Annotated in this window: 3 protein-coding genes; 2 read left to right on the forward strand and 1 reads right to left on the reverse strand. The window is 60.0% G+C overall.

Going from position 1 to position 13,776, the window contains the following annotated elements; translation table 11 throughout:
• Positions 1-47 precede the first annotated feature (47 nt).
• Complete coding sequence (locus ACZZ0G_RS19750) at positions 48-1,406, reverse strand: TolC family outer membrane protein (protein WP_064119607.1); 1,359 nt, start codon at positions 1,404-1,406, stop codon at positions 48-50.
• Between the two features lie 532 nt (positions 1,407-1,938).
• Between ACZZ0G_RS19750 and ACZZ0G_RS19755 the strand changes: the two genes are divergently transcribed.
• Entirely contained in the window at positions 1,939-11,274 is a 9,336-nt protein-coding gene (locus tag ACZZ0G_RS19755) for a retention module-containing protein (RefSeq protein ID WP_463557237.1), read from the forward strand.
• A 526-nt stretch (positions 11,275-11,800) separates the two neighbouring features.
• Complete coding sequence (locus ACZZ0G_RS19760; protein ID WP_463557238.1) at positions 11,801-13,720, forward strand: hypothetical protein; 1,920 nt, start codon at positions 11,801-11,803, stop codon at positions 13,718-13,720.
• The last annotated feature ends 56 nt before the right edge of the window (positions 13,721-13,776 follow it).

A 13,776-nucleotide genomic window follows, 5' to 3' on the forward strand; every position in this document is an offset into this window, starting at 1 on the left:
CCATTGAGGCATTCCCACGCAGAGCGTGGGAACGATCAACAGGGGACTTATTTCAGCTCTGGCAAGCGCGCTTCGTTTTTGACTTCGGTCGCAGCGATCGCATCGGCCGGCAGTACCACCCGTTGTTTGCTCAGCAACTGGCCCATGTTCGCCAGCACGCGATACATCGAATATTCCTCGGTGTAGCGGATTTCGGTGTAGCGGCGGTTGGCGTTATAGAGCTCGTTTTCGCTGTCGAGCAAGTCGAGCAGGGTGCGTTGGCCGAGGCCGAACTGATCCTGATACGCCGCACGCACGCGTTTGGTGGTTTCGGCGTATTCACGGGCGGTCGGGGTCTGTTTCTTCGCGTTTTCCATGGCGTTCCACGCCAGGCGGATGTTCTCGTTGAGTTGGCGCAGGGCGTTGTTGCGGATATCCATGGCCTGATTGATCTGGTGCGCATCGGAGGCCAGACGCGCCTTGTCACTGCCGCCTCGGAACAGGTTGTAGTTCATCACCACACCCACGCGCCATTCGTTGTCGTGGCCTTCATCGCCTTGCACGTTATTGTTCGCACCGACGGCCGCTTCGGCATCGAAGCGCGGATAGAACGGCGATTTGGCGACTTCGTACTGGCTCTCGGCCGATTGCACGTCAGCCTGGGCGGACTTCAGATACGGGTTGTTGTCGACCATGCTCTGCTGGGCTTCACGCAATTCGGTCGGCAGTTCGCCACGGGTCGAGGCCGGCGTTTCCAGCTCATCGGGCATGCGCCCGACCACGCTGTAGAAGTTGGCTTCGGCGTCAGACAGATCGACTTCGGCGGTGTCGAGGTTGTTCTGTGCCAGCGCCTTACGAGCGACCGATTGATCGGAGTCGGCGGTACTGCCGACGCCACGCTCGGTGCGCAGGCCGATTTGGTCGTTGACGCGCAAGTGCGCCTGCAGGTTGTTGCGGGCCAAGGTCACCAGTTCGCGGCGCTTGAGCACTTCGAGGTAAACCTCGATGGTGCGCAGAGCCAGATCCTGGGCGGTGCCTTGCGCGTAGTACGCGCGCGAATTCGACACGCCTTTGGTGCGCTCGACTTCGTTGGCGGTGTTGAAACCGTCGAACAGCATCTGCCGCAGACGCAGCTCGGACTGGGTGTAATTGAGGATTTCGGTGTGGTGATTACCGAAGGCCCGGGTGTTGGTGTTGTCGCTATAGCCGCGGCCATAGGCGGCGTTCAAATCGACGGACGGATAGAAGCCGCCCTTGGCGACTTTGATTTGTTCATCAGCCGACAGGCGGGCGTCCACGCGCGAAGCGAGTTCCGGGTGAGTGGCGATGGTGCTTTGAATGGCCTCGGTGAGGTTCATGGCCTGGGCTTGAGAAGTGCAAGCCATGGCCAGCAAAACCGCGCTGCAGAGGGGGGTTAGAACGCGCATGGGTGCATCTCCCTGAGTCCTGATGGTGTGTTACTGTCGCCAAATATTTGACGATATTTTTAGGTGTATGCGTTTCACTCTTGTAACAACAGAGCTAAGAACATCCTAGAGCGTAGCTAAGAAAAAATTTTCATAAGGGTTATGCCAAAAAAAACTTATGCGCTTTGTAAAAACCGGCACATTGTTCAGCACGAAAGCCTTTGTTTTATGCGCTTTAGGGAGCACAGAAAGGCTTGAGGAAAGTTCCACTCACTTTGCGACATACGGCGAAGTACTGCTGAAGGGGAGGGACGCGTAGCGGCTGATGAGCGACAGATTTTTGTCACTCTGGTGATTCACCACCGTTACGTAGCGTTAGTGGGCATGCCGCTTTGAACAGGACTCGGAAGTGCTTGATCGCACTGAAGTTTCCCCAAGGCGTCACCCGCGAAACGAACTGTCGAAGGTGCGAGCGTCGCCTCCGACAACCCGATTGAGCCATGGGCTGCTTCGCTTACCAGCGCCGACGGTGGTCGGCAGCGGAGGATTTCACATGGCAACGCTCATCGGCACAGTCACTAAAGTCATTGGCCAGGTTTTCGCCCAGTCAGCCGACGGTACCAAACGCGCACTGGTTGAGGGGGATCGCCTGTTTGCCGGCGATCAACTGATCACCGGCGCGGAAGGGGCCGTCGCCGTTCATCTGCAAAACGGCCAGGAACTGACCCTCGGACGCGGCAGCAGCATGACCATGACCGGTGAACTGCTGGCCGGTCAGGCGACGCATGTCAATGCCGCGGAGGCCGTGACCCCGAGCGACGCGCAATTGACCGACGTCGAGCAGATCCAGAAAGCTATCGCCGCCGGTGACGACCCGAGCAAAACCGCTGAAGCCACCGCGGCCGGCCCGAATGCCCCGGGCGGTGCGCCAGGTGAGCTGGGCGGTGGCCACAGTTTTGTCCTGCTGACGGAAGTCGGCGGCCGGGTCGATCCGATCATCGGGTTTCCCACTGCCGGGTTCGGCGGTATTCCCGAATTCCCTGAAGAACGCCATAACGCGGTGATCGACAACGGCGATGACACCCCGGCTGTCGTGGTGCCGCCACCGGTCAACAATCCGGTGACCCTCGCCGGTCTGAATGTGGCGGGCGGTGAACTGAACCTCAGTGAAGCCAACCTGCCTGACGGTTCTTCGGCCAACCCGAGTGCACTCACGCAAAACGGCAGCTTCACGGTGTCGGCGCCGGACGGTTTGACCAGCCTGAGCATCGGTGGCATCAACCTGATCAACGGCGGCGTAGCGGTCGGCTTCCCGCAGTCGATCACCACGCAACTGGGCAACACCCTGACCATCACCGGCTACAACCCGGCGACCGGCGTGGTCACTTACAGCTACACCCTCAACGGCAACGAAAGTCATGCGGCCGGCGATGGCGCAAACAACCTCAGCGAACAGTTCACCGTGATTGCCGGCGACAGCAATGGCGACACCGCGACCGGCACGCTGGACGTCAACATCACCGACGACGTGCCCAAAGCCTTTGATGACAACAATGGCACGGCGTCTGAAACGCAGCTGACACTGACCGGCAACGTGCTGACCAACGATGTGCAGGGCGCCGACCGTGTGCCCACCGGGCCGGTGACGGCCGGCACATTCACCGGGACTTACGGCACCTTGGTGCTGAATGCCAACGGCACTTACACCTACACGCTCAACACCAACGACGCAGACTTCAAAAACCTGCACGGCGGCGGCAACGGCACGGAAACCTTCGCCTACACCATCACCGATTCCGACGGTGATACCAGCACGGCGAATCTGGTTCTGCAGATCCACAACAACGACGATCCGGTGATCATCAACGGCCTGAACGTCGAGGGCGGCGAGCTGACGGTTTACGAGAAAAACCTCAGTGACGGCAGCGCACCGGACGCCACCGCGCTGACCCAAAACGGCACGTTCACCATCACCGCACTCGATGGCGTGACAACGCTGACTGTCGGCGGCATCGCCGTGGTCACCAACGGCGTGGCTACCGGATTTCCACAATCGGTCACCACTCCGCTGGGCAGCACACTGACCATTACCGGTTTCAACGCCACTACCGGCGTGGTCAGCTACAGCTACACCCTGGTCGACAACGAAGCGCATCCAACTGCCAACGGCGCGAATAATCTGCCTGAGCAGTTCGCCGTCACCGTGGTCGATGACAACGGCACCACCGCCAATGGCACGCTGGACGTGAACATCGTCGACGATGTTCCCCGTGCGGTTGACGACGCCAATGGCACCGCCTCTGAAACCTTGCTGACCCTGACCGGCAACGTGCTGACCAACGATGTACAAGGCGCCGACCGTGTGCCGACCGGGCCAGTCACCCCGGGCACTTTCACCGGGACTTACGGCACCTTGGTGCTCAACGCCAACGGTACGTACACCTACACCCTCAACACCAGCGACGCCGACTTCAAAAACCTGCACGGTGGCGGCAACGGCACGGAAACCTTCGCCTACACCATCACCGATTCCGACGGTGATACCAGCACTGCCAACCTCGTGTTGCAGATCCACAACAACGACGATCCGGTGACCATCAATGGCCTGAACGTCGAGGGCGGCGAGCTGACGGTTTACGAGAAAAACCTCAGCGACGGCAGCGCACCGGACGCCACCGCACTGACCCAGAGCGGCACGTTCACCATCACTGCACTTGATGGCGTCACCACGCTGACTGTCGGCGGCATCGCCGTGGTCACCAACGGTGTAGCCGCAGGTTTCCCACAATCCGTGACCACTCCACTCGGTAGCACGCTGACGATTACCGGGTTCAACGCCACCACCGGCGTGGTCAGTTACAGCTACACCCTGGTCGACAACGAAGCCCATCCCACCGCCAACGGTGCGAATAACCTGCCAGAGCAGTTCGCCGTCACCGTGGTCGATGATAATGGCACCACCGCCAATGGCACGCTGGACGTGAACATCGTCGACGATGTTCCCCGTGCGGTTGACGACGCCAATGGCACCGCCTCTGAAACCTTGCTGACCCTGACCGGCAACGTCCTGACCAACGATGTCCAAGGCGCCGACCGTGTGCCCACCGGGCCAGTCACGCCGGGCACATTCACCGGGACTTACGGCACCTTGGTGCTCAACGCCAACGGCACGTACACCTACACGCTCAACACCAGCGACGCCGACTTCAAAAACCTGCACGGCGGCGGCAACGGCACGGAAACCTTCGCCTACACCATCACCGATTCCGACGGTGATACCAGCACTGCGAATCTGGTTCTGCAGATCCACAACAACGACGATCCGGTGACCATCAACGGCCTCGACGTCAATGGCGGCGAACTCACCGTTTACGAGAAAAACCTCAGCGACGGCAGCACGCCGGACGCCACCGCGCTGACCCAAAGCGGCACGTTCACCATCACCGCACTCGATGGCGTGACGACCCTGACCGTCGGCGGCATCGCTGTCGTCACCAACGGCGTGGCTGCCGGATTTCCACAATCCGTCACCACTCCGCTCGGCAGCACGTTGACCATTACCGGTTTCAACGCCACCACCGGCGTGGTCAGCTACAGCTACACCCTGGTCGACAACGAAGCCCATCCGAACGCCAACGGCGCGAATAACCTGCCTGAGCAGTTCGCCGTCACCGTGGTCGATGACAATGGCACCACCGCCAATGCCACCCTTGATGTGAACATCGTCGACGACCTGCCCAAAGCCGTGGATGACAGTAACACCGGCACCGCGTCTGAAACGCAGCTGACACTGACCGGCAACGTCCTGACCAACGATGTACAAGGCGCCGACCGTGTGCCGACCGGGCCAGTCACCCCGGGCACATTCACCGGCACTTACGGCACCTTGGTGCTCAACGCCAACGGCACGTACACCTACACGCTCAACACCAGCGACGCCGACTTCAAAAACCTGCACGGTGGCGGCAACGGCACGGAAACCTTCGCCTACACCATCACCGATTCCGACGGCGATACCAGCACGGCGAATCTGGTGTTGAACATCCACAACAACGACGATCCGGTGATCATCAACGGCCTCGACGTCAATGGCGGCGAACTCACCGTTTACGAAAAAAACCTCAGCGACGGCAGCGCACCGGACTCCACCGCACTGACCCAGAGCGGCACGTTCACCATCACTGCACTTGATGGCGTCACCACGCTGACCGTCGGCGGCATCGCCGTCGTCACCAACGGCGTGGCTGCCGGATTTCCGCAATCGATCACCACGCCGCTGGGCAGCACGTTGACCATTACCGGTTTCAACGCCACCACCGGCGTGGTCAGCTACAGCTACACCCTGGTCGACAACGAAGCCCATCCGAACGCCAACGGCGCGAACAATCTGCCTGAGCAATTCGCCGTCACCGTGGTCGATGACAACGGCACCACCGCCAACGGCACCCTCGATGTGAACATCGTCGACGACCTGCCCAAAGCCGTGTATGACAGCAATGCAACCACAGCTTCAGAAAGCCAACTGACGTTGACCGGTAACGTCCTGACCAACGATGTGCAGGGTGCCGACCGTGTGCCGACCGGACCAGTGACCCCGGGCACGTTCACCGGGACTTACGGCACCTTGGTGCTCAACGCCAACGGTACTTACACCTACACCCTGAACACCAATGACGCGGATTTCAAAAACCTGCACGGCGGCGGCAACGGCACGGAAACCTTCGCCTACACCATCACCGATTCCGACGGCGATACCAGTACCGCCAATCTGGTGTTGAACATCCATAACAACGACGATCAGGTCTACCTCAACGGCCTCGACGTCAATGGCGGCGAACTCACTGTCTACGAGAAAAACCTCAGCGACGGTACCGCTCCAGATACACCGGCGCTGACTCAAAGCGGCACCTTCACCGTCACTGCACTGGATGGTCTGCAAACCCTGACCGTGGGTGGCATCAACGTGGTCACCGGTGGCGTGGCGGCAGGCTTCCCGCAATCGGTCGTCACGCCGCTCGGCAGCACGTTGACCATCACCGGTTACAACCCAGCCACCGGCGTAGTCAGTTACAGCTACACGTTGGTCGACAACGAAACCCATCCGAACGCCAACGGCGCCAACAGCATCACCGAGAACTTCAACGTCGTCGCCACCGATACTGATGGCAGCACCGCCAACGGCCAGATCAACGTCAACATCGTCGATGATCTGCCGAGCGCTCATCCTGATTCTGCTTCGGTGGCGGAGGGCGGTACCGTCAGCGGCAATGTTCTGGACAACGATATCGGCGGTGCCGACGGCCCGGCCGTCACCGGGGCGGTGGTCGGCGTGCGTGCCGGCGCCGATACATCGACCTCGGCCATCGGCGGCCTCAACAGCAACATCAACGGCACCTACGGCTATCTGACCCTGGACGCCAACGGCAACGCGGTCTATCACAGCAATCCAAACGCCGTGAACGGCCCGGGCGCGGTGGATGTGTTCACTTACACCGTGCGTGATGCCGACGGCGATGAAAGCACCACCACCATCACCATCGATGTTTCCAACAGCAAACTGTGCGCGACCAGCGACACCGACGTCACCGTCTTCGAAAAAGCGCTGGATCTGACCAAAGACGGCGCGGATCTGGCGCCCGGTACGGTCACCGGCAGCGACCCGACCAGCACCGGTGAAACCGCGTCTGGCACGTTGGTCGGCTCGGTCACCGGGGCAGTCGGTGCGATCAGTTACGCGCTGGTTGGCAGCGCCACCGGCAACTACGGGCAGATCGTCCTCAACTCCAACGGCACGTACACCTACACGCTGACCTCACCGGCGAGCACCACGCCGCATGCCGACGACGGCGCCAACAGCCTGAGCGAAACCTTCACCTATCAGGCCACCGATTCGCTGGGCAACATCGTCACCAGCACCATTGTGGTGAACATCGTCGATGACGTGCCGAAAGCGGTGAACGACAGCAACCTCAACAGCGCCTCGGAAACCCAGCTGACCCTGACCGGCAATGTGCTGAGCAACGATCTGCAAGGCGCCGACGTGGTCGCGACCGGACCGAATGCCGGGCCGATCACCGCCGGCACCTTCACCGGTACGTACGGCACGCTGGTGCTCAACGCCAACGGCACGTACACCTACACGCTGAACCCTAACGATGCCGACTTCAAAAACCTGCATGGCGGCGGGAACGGCACCGAGACCTTCACCTATACGCTGACCGATGCTGACGGCGATACCAGCACCGCCAACCTGGTGCTGAACATCCACAACAACGACGATCCTGTGCTGCTCAACGGCCTCGACGTCAATGGTGGCGAACTCACCGTCTACGAGAAAAACCTCAGCGACGGCACCAGCCCCGACACCCCGGCGCTAACCCAGAGCGGCACTTTCACCGTGACCGCGCTCGATGGCCTGCAAACCCTCACCGTCGGCGGCATTGCCGTGGTCACCAACGGTTTCGCCGCAGGCTTCCCGCAATCGGTCGTCTCGCCGCTGGGCAGCACCTTCACCGTCACTGGTTACAACCCCGCGACCGGTGTTGTGAGTTACAGCTACACCCTGGTCGACAACGAAACCCACCCGACCGCCAACGGTGCCAACAGCCTCACCGAGAATTTCAACGTGGTGGCGACGGATACCGATGGCAGCACTGCCAGCGGCCAGATCAATGTCAACATCATCGACGATCTGCCGACCGCCAAACCCGACACCGGCTCGGTGGCCGAGGGCGGCACGGTCAACGTCAGTGTGCTGGGCAATGACATCAGCGGTGCTGATGGCGCGGCCACGGTGGTTGGCGTGCGTGCTGGCAGCAACACCGGCACTTCGGCCATCGGCGGCCTCAACAGCAACATCAATGGCAACTTCGGTTACCTGACCCTGGATGCGGCGGGCAACGCCGTCTACCACAGCAACCCGAACTCGGTGAGCCCACCAGGTGCCACCGACACCTTCACCTACACCATCCGCGACAGCGACGGCGACGAAAGCACCACGACCATCACCATCAATGTCGCCGACAGCAAACTGGTGGCTTCGGTTGATCAGGACGTGACGGTCTATGAAAAAGCCCTCGACCTGAGCAAGGACGGCGCGGATCTTGCCCCCGGTACGGTCACCGGCAGCGACCCGAGCAACACCGGCGAAACCGCCACCGGCACCCTGGTCGGAGCAGTCACTGGCGGTACGGGCGCGATCACCTACACCCTGGTCGGCAGCGCCACCGGCACTTATGGGCAGATCCAGCTCAACGCCGACGGCACCTACACCTACACGCTGACCTCGGCGCCGAAAACCTCGCCCAACGCCAACGATGGGGCCAACACCCTCAGCGAAAGTTTTACCTACAAAGCCACTGACGCGCTGGGCAACAGCACCACCAGCACCCTCGTGGTCAACATCGTCGACGACGTGCCAAAAGCGGTGGCGTCGGACCGTTCGGTGGCGGCGGTGGAGATCGATTCCAACCTGCTCATCGTTCTGGACATCTCCGGCAGTATGGCCGACGCCTCCGGTGTACCGGGCCTGTCGCGGCTGGCCCTGGCCAAGCAGGCGATCAGCGCCTTGCTCGACAAGTACGACGACCTCGGCGATGTCAAAGTCCAACTCGTCACCTTCAGCAGCAACGCCACAGACCGAACCTCGGTATGGGTCGATGTGGCGACGGCGAAGACGATTCTCGCCGGTCTGACGGCGGGTGGCGGCACCAACTACGACGCCGCGGTGGCAGTGATGCAAACCGCGTTCAACACCTCGGGCAAACTCACCGGAGCGCAGAACGTCGGTTACTTCTTCTCCGACGGCAAACCCAACGAAGGCGACATCAACGCCGCTGACGAAGCCGCACTGAAAAACTTCCTCGATGCCAACAACATCAAGAACTACGCGATCGGCCTCGGCAGCGGCGTAAGCAACGCCAACCTCGACCCACTGGCGTATGACGGCATCAGCCACACCAACACCAACGCGGTGGTGGTCACCGATCTCAATCAGCTCAACTCGGTACTGTCCGGTACTGTGCAGGGCGCGCCGGTCACCGGTTCGTTGCTGGGCGAGGGCGGCACTTTTGGCGCCGATGGCGGTTTCATCAAATCCATTGTGGTTGACGGCACCACCTACACCTATGACCCGAAAGCCCTCAGTGGCCAAGGTTCGTTGACGCCAAGCGGCGGCACCAATCACGGCACCTTCAACACCGTAAACAACACGTTGAGCATCGCCACCAATAATGGCGGCACACTGCTGATCAACCTCGACAGCGGCGACTACACCTACACTTCGCAGAAAACCACCGCTGTGGTGATCACCGAGAACATCGGCTTCACCGTCAGCGACAACGACGGCGACCTCGCCAGTTCGACGCTGACCGTGAAAGTGATCCCCAACGCGCCGCCGGTGGCCGTCGACGACCACGTCATCACCAACGTGCTCTCGGGCAATATCGTGGTGCCGGGCGAACTGTTGCTGGCCAACGACACCGACCTCAACGGCGACACCCTCAACGCCACGCCGACCAGTTTCAATACGGGCTGGATCTCGAAAGCGGCGGATTTCACCGGCACCGGGGCGATCAACTTCACCGGGACTAACGTCAACACCGCCGCCAACCAGAACCTGGCCAACGTGCGCAATGCGTTCAGTGCCAATGCCGCAACCATGACCGCCGTGCTGGTGGTCAGCGGCTATCTCGGCGCGGTGACCAACAGCAACGCTAACGATGAGGACCGCATCACCGTCAACCTGCGCCAGGGCGAAACCCTCAACCTTGATCACAATCTGGCGGCCGGTCACGTCACCATGGAGTACTCGATCAACGGTGGCGCCTACACAACACTGGCAGACGGGCAAACCCTCACCGCTTCGGCCGATGGCGTCTATCAGATCCACATCTCCAACATCACCAATACCACGGGCGGCAATGCCAACGCGGCGGAGAACTATCAGCTGACCATGACCCTCAACTACGCCGGGGCCCACGACATCACCCCGGACTTCCACGGCAGCTACACCGCCAACGACAACCATGGTGGCAGCGACACCGCCAATGTGAGCATCAGCTATCAGGACGGCCACACCCTCACCGGCACCTCGGGGGATGACGTGCTGGTGGCCGGCAGCGGCGACAACATCATCAACGCCGGCGACGGCAACGATGTGCTCACCGCAGGCTCAGGCAACAACGAGTTGCACGGCGGCGCCGGTAACGACTTGCTCTACAGCGGGCCGGGCAATGATTTGCTCGACGGCGGCACTGGCAGCGACACCGCCAGCTACGCCCATGCCACCGCCGGGGTCACGGTCAACCTCGGCCTGCTCGGTGCGCAAAACACCCTCGGCGCCGGCACCGACACCCTCACCGGGATCGAGAACCTGATCGGCTCGAACTTCAACGACACCCTGACCGGCGATAACAATAACAACGTGATCAACGGCGGCCTCGGCAACGACATCCTCAACGGTGGCGGCGGTGACGACCTGCTGATTGGCGGCATGGGCAACAACACGCTGACCGGCGGCGCAGGGGCCGATACCTTCCAGTGGCTCAAGGGCAACAGCGGCCACGACCTGATCACCGACTTCACCCCCGGCACCGACAAGCTCGACCTGTCGCAACTGCTGCAAGGTGAAAACGGCACCACCGCCTCGCTGGATGACTACCTGCACTTCACCGTCAGCGGCAGCGGCGCTTCGGTCCTCACCAGCATCGACGTCAGCGCCATGGCCGGCGCCACGCCGAACCAGACCATCGACCTGGCCGGCGTCAACCTCGCCAGCCACTACGGCGTGACGCCGGGAGCGGGCGGGGTAGTGGCTGGTGGGCATGACACGGCGACGATCATCAGCGGGATGTTGAATGATCATTCGTTGAAGGTGGATACCGTGTAAGCGAAGGCTGAAACGACAAAACCCGCCGCCCCGTTCAACCGGGGCGGCGGGTTTTTTCTGCCTGATGGTTGCTCATTCTGGCGCTTTCGCGAGCAGGCTCGCCCCCATATTGGAACGCGGTCACTGTGCGAGCTTGCTCGCGAAAGCGCCAGAGTGGGCGTCCGATCAATCAGCAGGTGTTCTCTACCTGCTTCATCCCGGCAACACAGATTATCCAGCACCCGATTCTCCGCCAGCCCCCCGAGCATGATCAACTGTGCAACGCCCAACAGCGTTTAGGGCAGCGGCGTCATGGCGATGGCGCAATGTCGTATTACTTGAGTCGTACTTCAGACGTTTCTGATAAGCGTATCTGTTTAATTCCCTCGCGCATGAGCACTGATTCCGACGAGCGGTAGCAATACCTGTAATTTCTGACAGTAGGCAGGACTCTTCCAGCGTCGTTAAATCAATCACAGCAAGGCCCATAGACACCTTGGTCATTTGCGCGCTGTTCTGCTTGGTTTGATGCGAGGGAGTAAGTTCAATGACACGCTCTGAACACAGGGATGAAGACCTGCTTGAGGTGCCACGCGTACCTGCCATCCTCAAGGACGAAGACGGAAATGAGAGTCCTGAAGGGCTGCTGCCGCGTAGTGCTTTGGCTGAAGATCTGACGGTCATCATCCCTGATTGGAGCGCCCCATTTGACGATCCCATTCCCTTCATCATAGTGGTCAGTTGGGTTGAGCAAGGTGGCGTGTTCACTGAGGTCTACCGTGAACCTTTTGACAATCCCGGAGAGAAGACCCTGGTTGTGCCACGGGAGAAGTTGAAACTCGATCACGGCATCTATGCTTTGTCGTACAACGTCAGCTATGGCGGCAACCCTCTGTACTCCCATTCCAAACGAGTCACGGTCGACAGATCGCCGCCGAACGACAATCAGGAACCCGATCGTCTGATCATGCTGGATGTGACAGGTGATATCACTGACGACTATCTCTCCCGGTATGGTGAAGTCCGGTTCCAGGTACCGCTGTATGTCGACGTCAAGGCCAAGGATCGTGCGATCTATTACTGGACAGATGACCCGGATCCTCCGGATTCCGAAATCGACATTGGTGAGCAAGAATTCAGTCAGCTAGACATCGATCAGAAACGTCTGATCATCACCATGTATGAGGCGGATATTCGTCGTATCGGGGCCGGGCAGCGTTACATTTATTATCGGCTCCGTGACTGGGCCGGAAATCGCGGTCCGCGTTCCACGCTTTTAGCGGCTTTTGTCAATTTGAATCCGGCCCCTGGCGTTCTCAAACCGCCGAGAGTGCCGTTGTCAACGCGTGGCTTGATTGACCGTCAACATGCCCGCGAGGGCGCGGTGAGCCAGCGGGCTGTCACTGTCGAAATTGATAAGTATGAGAACCCGGATCCTTCCGACAAGGTCCTGATTCAGTGGAACGGGCATGATCTGGCCCCGCTTGACGTCGATCCCGGCAAGTTTCCCCAAGTCGCTCCCGTGCCTTGGTCGATCTTGACGGCAGATGGCTTAGGACCACTGGACGTTCGAGTGAACTACCGCATTCAGCGCGGCGGCACACCGACCTTGCCATCTGCCGAAACGCGGGTGCTGGTGAATCTGACAGTCGCCGGGCAGGATCATGCCAACGCCCCGGCTTTGTTGAATACCACATTGGCCCGGCTGGAAGTTTACGGTGCCATATCGAAACAACGGAACAAGCTGTTAACCGTAGATTACGGCGAGGCGGCCGAAGCACATCTGGCGCTTTATGACACTCCGGTGCCCGGTGAAAAGCTCTTCCTCTATTGGGGTGCAATTGGCACACCAGTCGCCGAGTACGAGGTTGAACCCGGTGACGTCGCCGGTAAGCCGATCAGGTTCCTCATTCCTTGGGAGGCAATCGAACAGGACAAAGTAAATCCCTCGCTGCTGACTTGGTACACCACCAGTAATGGCGTGAATCTGCAGCAGGCTGAGGTGACGGCCGTTGAAGTGGCGATCATCGTGATCGAGAACATGCCGGAACCGAGGTTTCCGCACGCCAACCGTGATGGAACTCTTCACTGCTGCGCCAAACCCAGGTTGTGGGAAGGTGTCTGGGTTCATATCAACGGCAATGCTTCCTTTGATGAAGACGATATCGTCGAATTGTCCTGGCAGGGGTGTTTTGGTCCGAATGGGACCAGGCCGATTGACGGAACCTACGACACATTCGAGACAAAACTCACTGCCAAACAGGCTCGTGAAGGTTTTGATGTGCATGTCAGTGATTACGAGCGTCTGATTTCGCCAATGGTGAACGATGGCTCGGCGTTGTGCAGTTATTACCTGAAAAAAGCCAACGGTGGCATCGGTAATTCAAAAGAGGAGTTTGTCATTATCAATCGTACGATGCCAAGTGGTGAAGTTTGCGGTCCGGATAACGACCTTTGTGAAGAGTAAGTTGTAGAAGTGCTGACGCTGTATTGATCGAAGATGGTTTCAGGTTTTATTAAATT

Source organism: Pseudomonas sp. AC169 (assembly GCF_979258515.1).

What these genes read in the sequence shown, in the direction of transcription:
- ACZZ0G_RS19750 (WP_064119607.1), bottom strand. Translation starts at nt 1,406, where the DNA reads ATGCGCGTTCTAACCCCCCTCTGCAGCGCGGTTTTGCTGGCCATGGCT.
- ACZZ0G_RS19755 (WP_463557237.1), top strand. Translation starts at nt 1,939, where the DNA reads ATGGCAACGCTCATCGGCACAGTCACTAAAGTCATTGGCCAGGTTTTC.
- ACZZ0G_RS19760 (WP_463557238.1), top strand. Translation starts at nt 11,801, where the DNA reads ATGACACGCTCTGAACACAGGGATGAAGACCTGCTTGAGGTGCCACGC.